The following is a 17,888-nucleotide window of genomic DNA, read 5'->3' as shown; positions in this document are numbered from 1 at the left end:
CGGGCGAAAGTAAACGCTTTGAAAGCGATGCGGAAGGTAACCGGAAAGTCGCAGCCTACCAGTTGTACGGGGGCTCCAGCGTCAGCTGTTTTCCTATAAGGCCCGTGCTCTATTGACGCTCGGCGGGGGCTGTGGTCGTGGTGACGCGGGCGGCCAGCGCCACCAGCAACAGCACCGGCACCCCCAGCAGGGCCGTGACGGTAAAGAAGGGGGCGTAGCCGTAGGCATCCACAAAAACGCCCGAGTAGCCGGCAATGAACTTCGGCAGCAGCAGCATCAGCGAACTGAACAGGGCGTACTGCGTGGCGGAGTAGCTGATGTTCGTCAGGCTGGAGAGATAGGCGATGAATGCCGCCGAGGCGATGCCGCCAGCCAGGTTGTCGGCCGACACCACTGCAATCAGCGCCGTGAGGTCGTGCCCGCGCGAGGCCAGCCAGGCAAACAGCAGGTTGCTGGCGGCGCTGAGGACCGCGCCCAGCATGAGCACGCGCATCACGCCCAGTCGCATCGACAGCACGCCGCCGACGAAGGCACCCGCCAGCGTCATCACCACGCCGTAGATCTTGCTGACCGTGGCTACTTCGTCCTTGGTAAAGCCCATGTCGACATAGAACGGGTTGGCCATGATGCCCATCACCACGTCGCTGATGCGATAGATGGCAATCAGCGCGAGGATCAGCGCGGCCTGCCACTTGTAGCGGCGAATGAAGTCGGCAAAGGGCTCGATGAGCACGCCCTGCAGCCACTCGGCCGCGTTCTTGGCCTTGGGCAGCACGCGCCGCGCGGGCTCGGGCGAGAGCAGCACCGTGAGCACGCCCACCGCCATCGAGGCGGCCATGACCAGGTAGGCCGTCTTCCAGGCTGCGTTCTGGTACGCCGCCGCGCCGGTGACGCCGGCCACCGGCGCCGCCTCGGCCCAGGCCGCGACCCACAGCACGCCGGCACCGGCCCAGATCATCGCGAGGCGGTAGCCGGTTTGATACGCGGCGGCGAGCGCGGCCTGCTTCCGGGTTTCAGCCGATTCGATGCGGAAGGCGTCGAGCGCGATGTCTTGCGTGGCCGAGCCGAACGCCACGAGCAGCGCACACCAGATCAGCGGCACCAGTCCCTGGCGCGGATCGTTCAGCGCCATGCCGACCAGCCCCGCGATCACCAGCCCTTGCGCCAGCAGCAGCCAGCCGCGCCGGCGCCCGAGCAGCGTGGTCAGCGGCGGCAGCGGCAGCCGGTCGACCAGCGGCGCCCAGACCCACTTGAAGCCGTAGGCCAGCCCCACCCAGCTCAGGTAGCCGATGGTGGTGCGGTCGATGCCTGCTTCCCGTAGCCGGAAGCTCAGCGTGCCCAGCACCAGCAGCAGCGGCAGGCCGGCGGAAAAGCCGAGCGCCAGCATGCGCAGGGTGGCAGGCTCGAGATAGACCTTCAGCGCGTCGCGCCAGGGCAGGGAAGAGGCGGTGGGGGTTTCGGCGGGCTGGGCAGACATGAACCCCGGATTGTCCATGAGGGCGCGGCATGCGCCGAGCCGTCTTTTTGTCGGCAATTGTTCCTATGATCTGCGCATGTGCACACGATGCGAGCTCCTTCTTCCTTCTGCGGCTTCTTCAGTCTCCCGTTCCTCGGCCTGGCAGCCGCGGCGGGCCTTCCTGCTTGCCGCGGCCGGCGTGGCACTGACGGGTCCGGCGCTGGCGCAGGTCAACGTGGGCAATGCCTCCGTGGCGCGCAACCTGGTGCCTGCCGACCGGATCGAGGCCGCCGGCGTCCAGCAGTACGGGCAATTGCTCGCGCAGGCGCGCGCCAAGGGGGCGCTGGCGGGCGACGGCAACGCCCAGCTGCAAAGGCTGCGCACCATCGCCAACCGTCTGATTCCCTTTGCCACGCCCTGGAACACGCGGGCGCGCGATTGGAAGTGGGAGGTCAACCTCATCGGCAGCAAGCAGATCAATGCCTTCTGCATGCCGGGCGGCAAGATCGCCTTCTTCACCGGCATCCTCGAGCAGCTCAAGCTCACTGACGACGAGGTGGCGATGGTGATGGGCCACGAGATGGCCCATGCGCTGCGCGAGCATGCGCGCGCCCGCATGGCCAAGAGCGCCGGCACCGGCGCCGCGCTGTCCATCGGCGCGCAGCTGCTGGGCCTGGGCCAGATGGGCGACCTGGCGGCCCGCGCCGGCACGCAGTTGATCACCCTCAAATTCAGCCGCAGCGATGAGACCGAGGCCGACCTCGTCGGCCTGGAACTGGCGGCGCGGGCGGGCTACGACCCGCAGGCCTCGGTGTCGCTGTGGAAGAAGATGGCCACGGCGTCCAAGAACCAGGGCGGGCTGAGTTTTCTGTCGACCCACCCGAGCGGGCCGGACCGGATCCAGAAGCTCGAAGCCAACCTGCCGAAGGTGGAAAAGCTCTACCGCGAAGCCAGGCGCGGCAGCTGACCGTTCCTTGTGGAAGGCGGCACCCGCGTGCGCGGGTACCGCGCGATCACGGTGCGCCGAGCGGAATGAACGCCATCCGAGGGTCGCTCGTCAGACCGACGGCGGTCATTCCGTCGGGCGTCACCACGAGCTGGCGGTCGAGGAGGTTTCTCGCGTAGCCTGCAAACTTGAAGGACCGCAACAGGGCCCCGTCGGGCGCGTGGACCCAGATGTCGGCACTCGAGTACAGGCCGCTGATGCCGCAGATCGCACGGCCGTCCCGCGTGACCTTGACGTTGTTGGGGTAGGCATCTCCGCCTGGAAGGCTCGCAATGAAGGCCAGGTTAACGGGATTCACGGAGGAGCAGAGATACGGCGCACCCGATGCGATATAGAGCGCCGTCGCGTCGGCGTTCACCGCAATGCCCTGTCCATTGCTGCTGCCGTTGATGAAGCTGGCCCCTGCGGTGCCTTTAGCGATCAGGGTTCCTCCCCCCATGGCCGAATAGTCGAGGTCGAGCGCCTGCACGCCGGAGGGGCTGAGGCCCCGGGTGTGGGAGAAGAGCCTTCGTCCGTCGGACGATGCTGCGTACACCACGTTGCCAAAACCGCTCGGCAGCATGGCAATCCTTCGACCATCCGCGTAGGCGCCGCCGTCACCGGCAAGAACGATGTCCTTGCCATTGGTGCGGATCGCCAGCAGGCTCAGGCTCGCCTGGACGCTCCCTTGCAGCGGCCAGGCGTCGGTCTTCGACGCGGTCGCCAGATCGACCACCACGATGCTCTTGCTGGTCGTGTCCACTGCGTAGAGCTTGCTTCCATCGGCTGCAACGGCCATCTCGGCCAGTGTGGTCCCCGCGTTCGCGATGGTGCCGACCTTCGTGCCCAGGTGGGCGTTGTAGATGTCGATGGCGCTGCCGCCGTTGTGTGCGTAGACGTAGGGCCGGATCGTGTCGGCGACGGCGTTCAGATAGTCCGTGGGCAGCGTGGTCAGCGTGCTAAGCCCGTCGCCGGAGCGCCACAGGCCGACGCGGACGATCGCATCCGACACACCAGGGGTCGAGGTTCTCAGCGTGACCGTCGCATAGCTGATCGCGTCAGTCGCAGCCAATGCCGGATTGGCGACGAGCGCCAGGTCCGGCCCGGTGCTGGTCGTGCCGCCGCTCGTCACCGAAAGCCATGGCGCGCTGGAGGTGGCGGTCCATGGGATGGCGGCGCCGAAGTTGTCGGTGACCCGCAGGGTTCTGGTGAGCACCGATCCTGCCGGCGTGCTGGCGAAGCCGATGCCCCATTCGGAGGAAAGAAGCTGCCGCTTGTCCCGGTTCAGGACCACCGTCAACGGCAGCGAGACCGTGTCGCCGTTGACCTTGGCCGAGACCGTCGCAATGCCGGAATGGGTGCCGGGCGCGGCGGCGCTGACAACCGGAGAGAAGCTCAGCGGCGTGCCGCTCGCATCGACGCTCCCGGACGTGGGCGACACGGTGGCCCACGTGATGAGCGGCGCAGACAGGGTCCAGGGCCACTTGTTGGCGCCGGTGTTCAGGCTCACCGAGACCGACTGCGCGACCTCGTCACGACCTTTGGGGCCACCGAGCGTGACGGTGGTGGACGGCGCCGACAAGGTCGGCTTCGCGAGCGTGAGCGCGGCGTTCACGGTCTTGCTCGGGTACCCGGCCGAGGCAAGCACGATGCTCGTGGCGTGAGCGCCCGAGGCCAGGCTGGACTTGCTCGCGTCGGCCCGCGCGGTCAGCAAGCCCGGTGTGATGCCCGACCCTGGCGCGAGGAGCAGCCATGGCGCGGCGGTGTTGGCCGTCCAGCTCGCGGATACACCGTTGTCCAGATCGAATGTCAGCGTCTGCGGCGGGATGGTCGCGCCATTCACGCCGGTGAAAGAGAAAGCCGCGGTGCTGACCCGGAACTGCGTGGGCAGCAGTTCCAGCGTGAACCCGACCCGGGCCTCTTGGCCATCCGCCGAGCGCACGACCAGCTGGTCCTGATAGATCCCGGCAGCCATGCCCTGGATGGCGAACCGCGCCCTGAGGGTGGCGGGCAGCGTGCCTTCCGAGGGGGTGGGTTGGAGCCAGCTGCTGCCGGTGCTGGCCTTCCAGCCGCCGGCGGGCCCCCTGATTTGCACGTCGATCCCGGGCGGATCGGCTGCGCCCACGTGAGCGGTCGCGCGGGTGCTCATCCACGTGAAGGCCGTCAGCGGGTTGGGCGTGACGTTGACAAGGTAGGGCAGGGAAACCCGTGAGCTCGCGTAGCGTCCGGCACAGGCCGGATCCTTGCAGAGATAGGCCGGGAACGCTCCTTGGTACTTGCCCGGTGCGAGAGTGGCCGAGGTGTTCAGGACCGCCGCGTAGCTCGAGGCGTCGATGCGGACCAGGCTGAGGCCACTGCCCTGGCTCAGTATCTGCTGCGGATCGTCCAGCGCCAGATAGACCGGGCCATCGAAACCGCCTGCATGGGTGACGTCGACCTTCACCATGTGGCTGACGCTGGTGCCGGGCCGCTGGTTGCCGGTGAGCGCCGCCAGAGAAAAGCTGATGTCGGCCGGGGCGGTGCCCGTGTCGGTCGGCGCGGAAGCTTCCGAACCGGCGCCGACTGCACCTGGGAAAGCTGAACCGCCTCCACCGCCTCCACCGCCACATGCGGCAAGTGCCAAACAAAGGCCGACGACGGCCGCGAATCTCAGCGCCATATTCCTCCCGCTTTTTTCCCCAACCCGCTCGAAGCCATGCAACGATGCCATCGCTGCATGGTGGCGAATTCTCAATACTTGTGTCGCAAGTATCGCAGCTTCGCATGTCACGGCGAGCGTCGGCGGCGGCCTGGCCACCGCTGGCACACAGTTTGCATCTCAACTTGTACACAAGTTTGGATGCTTTGAAATGGTGCATGAAGAAAACGGATCGGCCGCCGCGGCGTGGATCGCGCGCTTCCCTCGGCCCGTGCCCGGCATGGATACGGGAAAAGGCCCGCTCGCCGGCCTGCGCTTCGCAGTCAAGGACAACATCGACGTGGCCGGCGTGCCCACCACGGCCGCTTGTCCGGCCTTCGACCGCAAACCCTCGGCACACGCGGCCGTGGTGCAGAAGCTGCTCGATGCCGGTGCATCGCTTCTCGGCAAGACCAATCTCGACCAGTTCGCCTGCGGCCTGAACGGCACGCGCTCTCCCTATGGCGAGGTGCCCAATGCCTTCGATCCGCGCTACGTCTCGGGCGGCTCCAGCTCGGGCTCGGCCTATGTGGTGGCCGCGGGCGAGGTCGATTTCGCACTCGGCACCGACACGGCCGGCTCGGGCCGCGTGCCCGCGGGGCTCAACAACATCGTCGGCATCAAGCCCTCGCGCGGCTTGCTGAGCGCCTTCGGCGTGGTGCCTGCTGCGCAGAGCGCGGACTGCGTGTCGATCTTCGCGCGCACCGTCGGCTTGGCTGTCGACGTGCTTCTTGCGGCCGCGGGTCCGGACGCGCGCGATCCCTATTCGCGCGAACTTGCCTTGCGCAGCGACCCATTTCCATCGGCATTCCGCTTCGGTGTGCCCGATACGCTGAGCTTCTTTGATGATGCAGAAGCCGAAGCGGCCTTCCGCGACGCACAGGCGCGGCTCGTCGCGCTCGGCGGCACGCCGATGACGATTCCCTTCGCCCCGCTCGCCGAGGCCGCCGCGCTGCTTTATGAGAGCGCACTGGTGGCCGAGCGCTATGCCGCGGTGCGCGGGTTTTTCGATGCGCATGGCCCCCAGGTCATCGAACCGGTGCGCGGTATTCTCGAAAGCGGGCGCGGCTACAGCGCCGCCGACGTGTTCGAGGCGCAGACAAGACTGCGCGCGCTCGCGCAACAGGTCGAGCCGATGTGGCGCGGCATCGACGTGCTGCTGGTGCCGACGGCGCCCACGCACTACACGCGCGACCAGATGCGCGCCGATCCGGTCGTGCTCAACCGCAACCTCGGCGCGTACACCAACTTCGTCAACCTGCTGGACTACGCCGCCATCGCGGTGCCGAGTTCGCTGCGCGCCGACGGCCTGCCGTTCGGTATCACGCTGATCGCCCCGTGCGGCAGCGACCTTGCGCTGGCCGATCTGGGCCAGCGCTATCACGACGCCACAGGCCTGCCGCAGGGCGCTACCGGGCAGCCGCTGCCCGAGCCGCGTCCCATTCCGGGCCTGGGCGTCTCGCAAGCGCAGACGATGCCCATCGCTGTCGTCGGCGCACACCTTTCGGGCATGCCGCTCAACAGCCAGCTCACCGAGCGCGGCGCCACGCTGCTGCGTGCCACGACCACCGCGCCGCGCTACCGGCTTCACGCATTGCCTGGCACCGTGCCGCCCAAGCCGGGACTGCAGCGCAGCGCAGGCGGCACCGCCATCGCGCTCGAAGTGTGGTCGGTTCCGGTTGCGCAGGTCGGCAGCTTCCTGGCGCTGATTCCGCCTCCGCTGGGGCTCGGCAGCGTGGAGCTTGCCGACGGCAGCTGGGTGCACGGCTTCATCTGCGAAGGCCATGCGCTGGCCGACGCCGAAGACGTGAGCCACCACGGCGGCTGGCGTGCCTACATCGCGAGCCGCACCGTTCCTTCCCAAGCCATTTCAACCTGATCGATCGAGGAGTCTTCATGCGCATCCCTGAAAAATCGCCCGCCGCCGCCTCGCGCCGCCAGCTGTTGCAGGCCGGCGCAGCGGGCTTGGCCGTGCTGGCCGCACCGGCCATCGTGCGCGCGCAAGCCGCACCGAAGATCCGAATCGGCTTCTGGCCCGTGGCCGCCGGTCTGCCCTTCTTTGCCGCGGTGGACCGCGGTTACTTCAAGGAAGCCGGCCTCGACGTGGAGCCGCTCAAGTTCGCGGGCGCGCAGCAGGTCATGGAAGGCATGCTGGCGGGCCGCTGCGACGGCAGCTCCAACGGCACCGGCTCGGCCAACCTGGCCATCGGCGAGATCGCGCAGCCGGGGCTCTTCAAGATCTTCTGCACCAACCCGAGCAACGCCAAGTTCGTGCTCGACGAATTCATCGTCGCCAAGGACAGCCCGATCAAGACCATGGCCGAGCTGGCCGGCAAGAAGATCGCTTCAGGCCCCGGCATTCAGAACGTGACCTTGTGCAAGACCATGCTCGAACGTGCCGGCGCCAAGGGTGCCACGGTGAGCGAACTGCCCATCGGCCAGCACGTGGCCGCGCTCGTCGCGGGCCAGGTCGACGCCTGCTACACGCTGGAGCCCACCGGCACCGTGGGCCGCATGAACGGCACCACGCGCGTCATCGAGGCCGGCGTGGTCGCCAAGTACATCCTGGGCGACCCCATGGCGCCCTGGCACGGTGGCGCGGCCAGCCTTACCAGCGAGTTCATCAAGAAGAACCCCGAAGTCGCCAAGAAGTACATCGCCGCCTATGCGCGTGGCGTGGAGCTGGTGCGCACCAAGCCCGACGATGCCCGCCAGCACATGAAGGGCTACACCGCCATCGAGGGCAAGCTCACGGCCGAAGTACCTCTTGCCTCTTACATGCTCTACAACGAGTTCAAGCCGAGCGACGTGGCGTATTTCCAGAAGTTCTACGACCTGTTCACCGAGAAAGGCATCTTCGAGAAGAAGGTGCTGGTGGACGGGCTGCTCTACAAGGCATGACTATGGCCCTGCCCAAGCCCTCGCTGCGCGACCGGCTGCTGCCCTTCATCGGACCCGTGGTGCTGTTCATCGTGTGGGACCTGGCGGTGCGGCTCGGCTTCATCAAGCCGATCCTGCTGCCCACGCCCGCCGACACCGTTGCGGCGCTGATCACGGGCCTTGCGGGCAGGCCGCTGCTCACGGACTTTGCGATGACCGTCTGGCGCACGCTGCAGGCCTTTCTGATTGCGGCGGTCGTCGGCGTGCCGCTGGGCGTGCTGCTCGGCAGCAATGAGAAGGCCTACCGCAGCGTCGAATTCCTGATCGACTTCTTCCGCTCCACGCCTTCGTCCGCGCTCATTCCGCTGTTCCTCCTGATCTTCGGCGTATCCGACGTCAACAAGGTGGCCATTGCGGCTTTCGGCGCGCTGCTGATCGTGGTGTTCAACAGCGCCTATGGCGTCATCAATGCGCGCAAGCAGCGCGTGATGGCGGCGCGCGTCATGGGTGCCTCGCGCTGGCAGATCTTCAAGGACGTGCTGGTGTGGGAAAGCCTGCAGCCCAGCTTCGTGGGCCTGCGCTCGGCGGTGTCGATGGCCCTGGTGATCGTCATCGTGGCCGAAATGTTCATCGGCTCCGACACCGGCCTTGGCCACCGCATCATCGATGCGCAGCAGGTGCTCAACGTGAAGAGCATGTATGCGGCCATTCTTGCCGCCGGTGCGCTGGGCTATGCGCTCAACATTCTTTTTCTTGTGGCCGAACGCCGCATCGTGCACTGGAGCGGCCGATGAAAGCCACGCAAGACATCGTCGTGAACGGCCCGGTGTATGCCGACGTGCCCAAGCCCGTGTTCAAGCCCGGCCCGGCCGGCACGCACATCACCATTCGCGGGCTTACGAAGTACTTTGCGGGCTGGCCGCTGTACGAGAACTTCGACCTCGACATTCCCAAGCACAAGATCGTCTCGGTGTTCGGCCCCAACGGCTGCGGCAAGTCCACGCTCATCAACATGATCGCGGGGCTCATTCCCATCGATGCGGGCGAGATCCTGTTCGACGGCAAACAGCGCAAGGACACCAAGATCGGCTACGTATTCCAGAACTACCGCGAGGCGATGTTCCCGTGGATGCGCACCATCGACAACATCGCCTATCCGCTGAAGCTCGAAGGCCGCAGCAAGGCCGAGGTCGACCGGCGCATGGAAGAGCTGGTGGCTTCGTTCGACGTCAAGTTCGACCTGAAGCGCTTTCCGTACGAACTCTCGGGCGGCCAGCAGCAGACCGCATCGATCATGCGGGCGCTCGCGCCCAACCCCGAGGTGCTGTTTCTCGATGAGCCGTTTTCCGCGCTCGACTTCGAGATGACGCTCTTCATCCGCGAGAAGCTGCAGGAGGTGTTCATGCAGACCGGCACCACCATGCTGCTGGTGTCGCACGACCTCGAAGAGGCTGTGTACCTGGCCGATGAAGTGCTGCTCCTGACCAAGCGGCCCACCAAGGTGGCCGAGATCCTGCGCTACGGCGATGCACGGCCGCGCACGGTCGAGACGCTGAGCACCGAGAGCTTTGTCGCAATGAAGAAGCTCAGCCTCGACATCTTCCAGCGCGAGGTTCGCAGATGACCCTGGAGATCAACATCCCCGAGGTGCTTGCCGAAGTGACCGCGGTGTTCGCGCGGTATGAAGAAGCACTCGTCACCAACCGCCGTGATGTGCTCGACGAGCTGTTCTGGAACAGCCCGCACACGCTGCGCTACGGCTACTCAGAGAACCACTACGGTCACGCGGCCATCAGCGCCTTTCGTGCATCGCTGCCGGTCCAGAGCCCGCCGCGCGAGCTGCTGCGCACCGTCATCACCACCTACGGCCGCGACCTTGCGACCGCCAATGCCGAGTTCCGCCGCGAAGGCAGCCGCCAGACCGGTCGCCAGAGCCAGACCTGGCTGCGCACCGCCGACGGCTGGCGCGTGGCCGCCGCGCACGTGAGCCTGATCGACTGAACACCCAGGCACATTTTTTGCACCCTACCTTGTATCCAAGACCGGAGATCCTCATGACCAGCCCCATCAATCGCCGCGAGTCCCTCAAATCCCTGGCCGCGCTCGGCGCTGCCGGTTCCCTCGGAGGCTGGAGCGCCCTTGCCGGCGCACAGGCCAAGCCGCTGACCGTCGGCGTGATCTACGTCGGCGCGCGCGACGACTACGGCTACAACCAGGCGCACGCCATGGCGGCGGCGGAGGTCAAGAAGCTGCCCGGCGTGAAGGTGGTGGAAGAAGAGAACGTGCCCGAGACGGCCGCCGTGCAGAAGACCATGGCCGGCATGATCTCGCAGGACGGCGCCAAGCTGCTGTTTCCCACCTCGTTCGGCTATTTCGATCCGCACATCCTCGCAGTTGCGCCCAAGAACCCCGATGTGCGCTTCTCGCACTGCGGCGGCCTCTGGACAGAGGGCAAGCACCCGAAGAATGCCGGCAGCTTCTTCGGCTATATCGACGAGTGCCAGTTCCTGAACGGCGTGATCGCCGCGCACATGACCAAGAGCAACAAGATCGCCTTCGTTGCCGCCAAGCCCATTCCGCAGGTGCTGCGCAACATCAACGCCTTTACGCTCGGCGCGCGGTCGGTCAAGCCGAACATCACCTGCAGCGTGATCTTCACCGGCGACTGGTCGATGGCCGTGAAGGAAGCCGAGGCCACCAACAGCCTGGCCGATCAGGGCTGCGACGTGTTCACCATGCACGTCGACGGCCCCAAGGTGGTGGTCGAGACGGCGGCCAAGCGCGGCAAGATGGTTTGCGGCTACCACGCGAGCCAAGCCAAACTGGCGCCCAACGCGTACCTCACCGGTGCCGAGTGGAACTGGCTCACGGCCTACAAGGCGGCCATCGACGCCGCGCAAGCCGGCAAGCCGCACCCGAACTTCCTGCGCGGAGGCCTAAAGGAAGGCTACGTGAAGATGTCCGCCTACGGCCCCATGGTGCCCGACGCCGCAAGGAAGCAGGCCGACGACATCAAGGCCAGGATGATCGCGGGCACCTTCGACATCTTCAAGGACGGCATCAAGGACAACAAGGGCGCCGTCGTGGTGCCGGCGGGCAAGGTGCTGAAGCAGACCGACCTGGAGCTGGAAAAGATGAACTACCTGGTCGAAGGCGTGATCGGCTCGGCCTGATTCCAAGTTGATCTTCACCATGCGCCACGCGCTCAAGGAATTCGCCCTGCCGGTGTTCGCCATTGCGGCGGCGCTGCTGCTGTTTGGTGTGCTGGTGGCCTTTGCCGGCGCCGATCCGGTGGAGGTCTGGGCAACGCTGTTCAAGGGTGCGTTCGGCGACTGGTTCTCTTGGCAGAACACCTTGCAGCGCGCCGCGCCGTTGATGCTCACCGCGCTGTGCGTGGCGCTGCCGGCGCGGGCGGGGCTCATCGTCATCGGCGGGGAGGGTGCGCTGGTGCTGGGCGGCCTGGCCTCGGCGGCGCTCGCGCACGCGGTGCCCTTGCCTCATAACGTCGTAGGTACCGCGGCAGTGTGCGTTGCGGGCGCTCTTGCCGGGGCGCTGTGGATCGCGCTTGCGGGCTGGCTGCGCCAGTACCGCGGCATCAACGAAACCATCAGCAGCCTGCTGCTGGCCTACATTGCCATCGGCATCTTCAAGCACCTTGTCGAAGGGCCGCTGCGCGACCCGGCCAGCCTCAACAAGCCATCGACCCATGCGCTGAACGAGGGGCTGCTGATCGGCGGCATCGGTGGCTCCGACGTGCACTGGGGCTTCGTGATCGGCGTGGTCGCCTGCCTCGGGCTCGCGTGGTGGCTGCGCGCCACCGCCTCGGGTTTTTCGGTGCGCGTGGTGGGCGGCAATCCGCGCACGGCACAGCTCGTGGGGCTGCCGGCCACACGGCTCATCCTTGGCGCCTGCGCGCTCGGCGGTGCCTGCGCGGGGCTCGCGGGCGCGGTCGAGGTGACGGCGGTTCACACCAATGCGAATGCCTCCCTGATTGCGGGCTATGGCTACGCGGGCATCCTGGTGTCGTTCATCGCGCGGCACAACCCCGCGGCCATCGTGCCGGTGGCCATCCTGTTCGGCGGCTTCGGCGCGGCGGGCAGCCTGTTGCAGCGGCGGCTTGGTTTGCCCGATGCCTCGGTGCTGGTGCTGCAGGGCATTGCGTTCGTGCTCATTCTTGCGAGCGAGGGCCTGCGCATGGTCGACTGGGGCGCGCTGCGCGCACGCATGCTCCGCGCTTCGGGGAGCCCGGCATGAACGCAGCGCCAAGGGTGCACCAATGACCGCTGACCAGTGGATCGCGCTCGTGGCCGGCATCGTCGGCGGTGCGCTGCGCGTGGGGGCACCCTTTCTCTTCGTGAGCCTGGGTGAATGCCTTACCGAGAAGTCGGGGCGCATTAACCTGGGGCTCGAGGGCGTGCTGGTGCTGTCGGCCATGGCGGCTTTCGGTGGCGCCTATCTCACCGATTCGGCTTGGCTCGGCGTGCTGATCGGCGCGGTGGCGGGCGCGGCGCTCGCGCTGCTGCACGGCCTGCTGTGTTCGCTCGACCGGGTGAACGACGTGGCCACCGGCATCGCGCTGATGCTGCTCGGCACGGGGCTCGCGTTCTACTTGGGCAAGCCACTGATCCAGCCGCAGGCGCCGCAGATTCCCGCCATACCGCTGGGCTTCTGGAGTGACAACACGGTGGTGCGATCGGCGCTGCAGCTCAATGCGCTGGTGCCCATCGGTGTGGCACTGGCCGTGCTGCTCTGGTGGGGCTTTGCGCGGACACGCGCCGGCTTGCTGGTGCGCATGGCCGGCGATTCGGCGCAGGCCACACGGGCGCTCGGCTATTCGGTGTCGGGCCTGCGCATTGCAGCGACCACAGCGGGCGGCTTCATCGCGGGGCTCGGCGGCGCATCGCTCACGCTGTTCTATCCGGGCAGCTGGAACGAAGGCATCTCCAGCGGCCAGGGCCTCATTGCCGTCGCGCTCGTGATCTTCGCGCGCTGGAGCCCGCTGCGCTGCGTGGGCGCTGCGTTTCTCTTCGGCGGTGCGGGTGCCATCGGGCCCGCGCTGCAGTCCATCGGCGTCGGCTGGGGCTACCACCTGTTCAACACCGTGCCCTACGTGCTCACGCTGGTCATTCTTGTGCTTACCTGCAGGCCCGGCAGCACGGCACTCGGCAGCCCCGGCGAACTTTCATCGACAAGGAACTGAACGCCATGACAACGACAACTGGCCGCCATGTAGAGGCCGAGCCCTACGCCTGGCCCTACAACGGCGCATTGCGGCCCGACAACACCGCGTTGATCGTGATCGACATGCAGACCGATTTCTGCGGCAAGGGTGGCTACGTGGACGTGATGGGCTACGACCTTTCGCTGGTGCAGGCGCCGATTCAGCCGATCGCGCGAACGCTCGCGGCGATGCGGCCGCTGGGCTTTCACATCATTCACACGCGCGAAGGCCATCGGCCCGACCTGGCGGACCTGCCCGCCAACAAGCGCTGGCGTTCGCGCCAGATTGGCGCGAACGGAGTGGGTATTGGCGACGACGGGCCGTGCGGACGCATCCTGGTGCGCGGCGAGCCGGGATGGGAGATCATTCCCGAACTGGCGCCGCTCGCCGGCGAGGTGGTGATCGACAAGCCCGGCAAGGGGTCGTTCTACGCGACCGATCTCGAACTGATCTTGCGCACGCGCGGCATCGAGAACCTGATTCTTGCGGGCATCACCACCGACGTGTGCGTGCACACCACCATGCGCGACGCCAACGACCGCGGCTTCGAATGCCTGCTGCTGTCCGACTGCACCGCTGCCACCGACCATGGCAACCATCTGGCGGCGCTGAAGATGATCACGATGCAAGGCGGCGTGTTCGGTGCGCACGCCGCCTCGCAGCAGTTGCTCGCTGCGCTCAGGTGACGCACGCATGAGCGCCGCGCCCCATGCGATCGGCGCCCTGCCGGGCGGCAGCGGCGCACTCGCGCTCGACACCTACGAGCTGACCAAGCGCTTCGGCAGCTTCACCGCCATGGACCGCGTGACGATGCGCGTGGAGCCCGGCACGGTGCATGCGCTGCTCGGCGAGAACGGCGCGGGCAAGAGCACGCTGGTGAAGTGCGTGGCCGGTTTCCAGCGCGCTGAGGAGGGTAGCATCCTGATCGACGGCCGCGAGCAGGACATTGCCAATCCCATCGTGGCGCGCGCGCTGGGCATTGGCATGGTGTACCAGCACTTCACGCTGGCGCCGGGCATGACCGTGGCGGAGAACCTGCTGCTCGCGGGCGGCAAGACGCCCGCGCTGATCGACTGGAAAGCCAAGCGCGCGGAGCTGAAGGATTTTCTCGCGATCACGCCCTTCAGCCTCGACCTGGACGCGCGGCCTTCGGAGCTTGCCGCGGGCGAAAAACAGAAGCTCGAACTGCTCAAGCAGCTGTACCTGAAGCCGCGGCTCCTGATCCTCGATGAGCCCACTTCTGTGCTGACGCCGCAGGAGGCGGACGAGGTGCTGGGCCATGTGCGCGAGTTCGCGCGCAGCGGCTTGTGCACCGTGCTCATCATCACGCACAAGTTCCGCGAGGTCATGGCCTATGCAGACGGTGTGACGGTACTGCGCCGCGGCAAGGCGGTGCACCATTGCCGCGTGGCGGACACGAGCCCGGCACGGTTGGCAGGGGCCATGATGGGCGGCGAGGATGCTGAGGCTTCCTCCTCCGCACCGGCTGCATTGCCCGCTGCCAGAAAGCCCGTGTCCGCAGCGGCACCCATTGCATTGAAGGTCGAAGGTCTCCGCGCCCAGGGCGACCGGGGCACCCTGGCGCTGCACGACCTGGCGCTTTCGGTGCGCGCGGGCGAAATCCTCGGCGTGGCGGGCGTCTCGGGCAACGGGCAGCGCGAGCTGGTCGAGGCCCTGGTCGGGCAGCGGCCGCGGCTCGCCGGCAAGGTGAGCGTCATGGGTCAGCCATACAGCGCACGGCGCGGAGAGAACCGAAGCCTCAAGGTGCGCAGCCTGCCTGAGGAGCCGCTGCGCAACGCGTGCGTGGGCGATCTCAGCGTGGCGGAGAACATGGCGCTGCGCGATTTCGACAGGCCGCCCTTGTCGCGAGGCGGCGTGTTGAACTTTCCCTTCTGGCGCAATCGGGCGCGCGAGTGGATTGCCGAATACGGCGTGAAGACGCAAGGTGAGGGCGCGCCGATTCGCAGCCTTTCGGGCGGTAACGTGCAGCGCGCCGTACTGGCCCGTGAACTCGCCGGCGACATCAACGTATTGATCGCCGCCAACCCGGTGTTCGGCCTCGACTTTGCGGCCGTGGCCGAGATTCACGAGCGCATCGTGCAGGTGCGCGGGAAGGGCGGAGCGGTGCTGCTCATCAGCGAAGACCTCGACGAACTGCTTGAGCTGGCCGACCGCATCGTCGTGATGAGCGAAGGGCGCATCGTGTTCGAGACTTCGGCTGAGGGCGCTGAGAGGCACGTGATCGGGGCGCACATGGGTGGCGGGCATCATGAGCCGTTGGAGGCTGTGGCATGAGTGCTCTGCTGTTCATCGGAAGGCCGCAAACCGGGCTCAAAGGTGGAGTGTTTGCCCCTGTGCATCCCGCCCATCGCCGCACCCGCGCCCTCTGAACAAGCGAGCAACAACATGCGCATAGAAGAAGCCATTCCCTTCCCCTACGAGTTCGGGATCAAGAAAGCTGCCCTGGTCCTCATCGACATGCAGCGCGACTTCATCGAACCCGGCGGCTTCGGTGAAACGCTGGGCAACGATGTGACCCTGCTCGAAGCGATCGTTCCGGCGACAAAAGCGGCGTTGCAGGCCTGGCGGGAAGCCGGCGGCCTCGTGGTGCACACGCGGGAGGCGCACAAGCCTGATCTTTCCGATTGCCCGCCTGCCAAGCGCAACCGCGGCAATCCGGCATTGCGGATCGGCGACGAAGGTCCGATGGGCCGCATCCTTGTGGCGGGCGAACCGGGCAACCAGATCATCGATGCGCTGGCGCCGGTCGAAGGCGAAATCGTCATCGACAAGCCCGGGAAGGGCGCGTTCTACGCCACCGGTCTGCATGAGCTGCTGCAAGCGCGCGGCATCACGCACCTGCTGTTCGGCGGGGTGACCACCGAAGTGTGCGTGCAGACCAGCATGCGCGAAGCGAACGACCGCGGCTACGACTGCCTTCTGCTCGAAGACTGCACCGAGAGCTACTTTCCGGCCTTCAAGGAGGCCACACTCGACATGGTCCGCGCCCAGGGCGGCATCGTCGGCTGGACCGCGCCAAGCAGGGCGCTGCTGGCTGCGCTTCGCGGCGGGCAATGACAGCGACTAATATTCCCCACGTGCCTACTGTTCGTTCCCGCTCCGCTTCGCCCGTATCCGCCGTCCCCGCCCCCGGCGAAACCGCTTTTCGTACGCGCGCCGACGAGGTGTACGCGCAACTCAAGCGCGACGTGGCCGATTTCATCCTTGTTCCGGGCGACCGCTTCACCGAGAACGAGATCAGCGAGCGGCTCGGCGTTTCGCGCACGCCGGTGCGGCAGGCGCTTTTCCGCCTTCAGCAAGAGGGCTTTGTCGAGGTGCTGTTCCGCAGCGGCTGGCGCGTGCTGCCTTTCGACTTCGACCAGTTCGAGCAGCTTTACGACCTGCGCATGGTGCTCGAGACCACGGCCGTGCATCGCCTGTGCGAAGCCGACCGCCGCGTCGACCGCAGCCTGCTCGAGGCGCTGGCCGACATCTGGCTTGTGCCCGCGGCCCAGCGCAGCAGCGACACCGCGCAGGTGGCGCAATGGGACGAGGCCTTTCACTGCTCGCTGGTGGCCGCCGCGGGCAACGCCGAGATGGCGCGCGTGCACGGCGACGTGACCGATCGCATCCGCATCATCCGCCGCCTCGACTTCACGCAGCAGCCGCGCATCGACGCCACTTATGACGAGCACGCCAAGATCCTGAAGGCCGTTCGCGCCAACCGCGGCGACCAGGCCGCAATGCTGCTGCGCGCGCACATCGAGACCAGCCAGGCCGAGGTGCGCAAGATCACGCTGCACCAGGTGCACCTGGCGCGGCACGCGGGCAAGACAGCGCCGCGCTGAAGCGGGCAGGCGGGCTACAGCGTGAAGTCGTAGTCGACCGTGATCGGCGCGTGGTCGCTGAACTTGATGGTCTTGTAGATCTGCTCATTGCGCGCCAGCGCGCCGAGCGCCGGGGTGGCCAGGTGGTAGTCGAGCCGCCATCCCACGTTGTTGGCATAGGCCTGGCCGCGGTTGCTCCACCAGGTGTACGCCTCGGCGGTGGTCTCGGGCTTGAGCATGCGGTACACGTCCACCAAGCCCGCGCCATCGGCGCCGGCGTCGAGCAGGCGGGTCATCCAGGCGCGTTCCTCGGGCAGGAAGCCGCTGTTCTTCTGGTTGCCGCGCCAGTTCTTGAGGTCGATTTCCTTGTGCGCGATGTTGATGTCGCCGCAGAGGATGAACTCGCGCTCTTTCTTGAGCGCAATCAGGTGCGGGAAGAAGCCCTTCAGGAAGCGGAACTTGGCCTCCTGCCGTTCCTCGCCCGAGCTGCCGCTCGGAAAGTAGCAGCTGATGATCGAGAGCTTGCGCTCGGGCGTGTCGAAGCGCAGCTCGAGATACCGGCCTTCAGCGTCGAATTCGGTGTCGCCCCAGCCCACGACCACGGCGCTTGGCGCGTGCTTTGTGTAGATGGCGGTGCCGGCGTAGCCTTTTTTCTCGGCAAAGTGGAAATAGCCCTTGAGACCGGCCATTTCTTCGAACCTGCCTTCGATGTCGCTGGCCTGCACCCGGATCTCCTGCATGCAAATACAATCCGGCGCAAGTTCGGCCACCCAGTCCGCCACCCCTTTCGTGGCGGCCGAACGCAGGCCATTGAGATTGAGGCTGGTCAGTTTGAACACAAG

Annotated in this window: 16 protein-coding genes; 13 read left to right on the top strand and 3 right to left on the bottom strand. The window is 66.7% G+C overall.

The features are described 5' to 3' along the window. Positions 1 to 109: 109 nt before the first annotated feature. Complete coding sequence (locus EJI00_RS12645; protein WP_126747858.1) at positions 110 to 1,495, bottom strand: AmpG family muropeptide MFS transporter; 1,386 nt, start codon at positions 1,493 to 1,495, stop codon at positions 110 to 112. A 58-nt stretch (positions 1,496 to 1,553) separates the two neighbouring features. Between EJI00_RS12645 and EJI00_RS12640 the strand changes: the two genes are divergently transcribed. After that, positions 1,554 to 2,423: a M48 family metallopeptidase gene (locus EJI00_RS12640; RefSeq protein WP_126747857.1), complete on the top strand. Its 870-nt coding sequence runs from the start codon at positions 1,554 to 1,556 to the stop codon at positions 2,421 to 2,423. A gap of 46 nt (positions 2,424 to 2,469) precedes the next feature. Here EJI00_RS12640 and EJI00_RS12635 read toward each other — a convergent pair whose 3' ends face one another. After that, a complete protein-coding gene (locus tag EJI00_RS12635) occupies positions 2,470 to 5,151 on the bottom strand; it encodes a YncE family protein (protein WP_126747856.1) in 2,682 nt (893 codons plus the stop codon). Between the two features lie 139 nt (positions 5,152 to 5,290). Between EJI00_RS12635 and atzF the strand changes: the two genes are divergently transcribed. The 12 genes from atzF to EJI00_RS12575 all read left to right on the top strand — a co-directional run bounded on the left by atzF (position 5,291) and on the right by EJI00_RS12575 (position 17,067). Next, the gene (gene atzF, locus EJI00_RS12630) at positions 5,291 to 6,997 is read left to right on the top strand and encodes an allophanate hydrolase (RefSeq protein WP_126747855.1); all 1,707 of its coding nucleotides are present in this window, start codon (positions 5,291 to 5,293) and stop codon (positions 6,995 to 6,997) included. A gap of 17 nt (positions 6,998 to 7,014) precedes the next feature. After that, positions 7,015 to 8,019: an ABC transporter substrate-binding protein gene (locus tag EJI00_RS12625; RefSeq protein WP_126747854.1), complete on the top strand. Its 1,005-nt coding sequence runs from the start codon at positions 7,015 to 7,017 to the stop codon at positions 8,017 to 8,019. Then, on the top strand, positions 8,016 to 8,792 hold the full coding sequence (locus EJI00_RS12620) for an ABC transporter permease (RefSeq protein WP_126747853.1): 777 nt from the start codon (positions 8,016 to 8,018) through the stop codon (positions 8,790 to 8,792). The genes EJI00_RS12625 and EJI00_RS12620 overlap by 4 nt, the downstream gene beginning before the upstream one ends. Beyond that, positions 8,789 to 9,622 (top strand): ABC transporter ATP-binding protein, encoded by an 834-nt coding sequence (locus tag EJI00_RS12615; RefSeq protein WP_126747852.1) that lies wholly within the window; start codon positions 8,789 to 8,791, stop codon positions 9,620 to 9,622. Before EJI00_RS12620 ends, EJI00_RS12615 begins: the two co-directional genes overlap by 4 nt. Further along, positions 9,619 to 9,999: an oxalurate catabolism protein HpxZ gene (gene hpxZ, locus EJI00_RS12610; protein WP_126747851.1), complete on the top strand. Its 381-nt coding sequence runs from the start codon at positions 9,619 to 9,621 to the stop codon at positions 9,997 to 9,999. The genes EJI00_RS12615 and hpxZ overlap by 4 nt, the downstream gene beginning before the upstream one ends. Before the next feature lie 53 nt (positions 10,000 to 10,052). Then, positions 10,053 to 11,171 (top strand): BMP family ABC transporter substrate-binding protein, encoded by a 1,119-nt coding sequence (locus EJI00_RS12605; protein WP_126747850.1) that lies wholly within the window; start codon positions 10,053 to 10,055, stop codon positions 11,169 to 11,171. Between the two features lie 19 nt (positions 11,172 to 11,190). Beyond that, the gene (locus tag EJI00_RS12600; protein ID WP_126747849.1) at positions 11,191 to 12,252 is read left to right on the top strand and encodes an ABC transporter permease; all 1,062 of its coding nucleotides are present in this window, start codon (positions 11,191 to 11,193) and stop codon (positions 12,250 to 12,252) included. Positions 12,253 to 12,274: 22 nt separating this feature from the next. Next, positions 12,275 to 13,198 carry an ABC transporter permease gene (locus tag EJI00_RS12595; protein WP_126747848.1) on the top strand — a complete coding sequence of 308 codons (924 nt, stop codon included), beginning with the start codon at positions 12,275 to 12,277 and terminating at the stop codon, positions 13,196 to 13,198. Between the two features lie 5 nt (positions 13,199 to 13,203). Further along, the gene (locus EJI00_RS12590; RefSeq protein ID WP_126747847.1) at positions 13,204 to 13,905 is read left to right on the top strand and encodes a cysteine hydrolase family protein; all 702 of its coding nucleotides are present in this window, start codon (positions 13,204 to 13,206) and stop codon (positions 13,903 to 13,905) included. Between the two features lie 7 nt (positions 13,906 to 13,912). Next, on the top strand, positions 13,913 to 15,514 hold the full coding sequence (locus EJI00_RS12585) for an ABC transporter ATP-binding protein (RefSeq protein WP_126747846.1): 1,602 nt from the start codon (positions 13,913 to 13,915) through the stop codon (positions 15,512 to 15,514). A gap of 111 nt (positions 15,515 to 15,625) precedes the next feature. Then, a complete protein-coding gene (locus tag EJI00_RS12580; protein ID WP_126747845.1) occupies positions 15,626 to 16,297 on the top strand; it encodes a cysteine hydrolase family protein in 672 nt (223 codons plus the stop codon). After that, positions 16,294 to 17,067, top strand: coding sequence for a GntR family transcriptional regulator (locus tag EJI00_RS12575; protein ID WP_126747844.1), 774 nt, complete (start codon positions 16,294 to 16,296; stop codon positions 17,065 to 17,067). The genes EJI00_RS12580 and EJI00_RS12575 overlap by 4 nt, the downstream gene beginning before the upstream one ends. A 14-nt stretch (positions 17,068 to 17,081) precedes the next feature. Here EJI00_RS12575 and EJI00_RS12570 read toward each other — a convergent pair whose 3' ends face one another. Next, positions 17,082 to 17,885 (bottom strand): exodeoxyribonuclease III, encoded by an 804-nt coding sequence (locus tag EJI00_RS12570; RefSeq protein WP_126747843.1) that lies wholly within the window; start codon positions 17,883 to 17,885, stop codon positions 17,082 to 17,084. Positions 17,886 to 17,888 lie beyond the last annotated feature (3 nt).

It is taken from the genome of Variovorax sp. DXTD-1 (genome assembly GCF_003984625.1).
GTDB lineage: Bacteria > Pseudomonadota > Gammaproteobacteria > Burkholderiales > Burkholderiaceae_C > Variovorax.
Note: the sequence above shows the minus strand (reverse complement) of the source record. Positions and strands in the feature narration are given on the sequence as shown.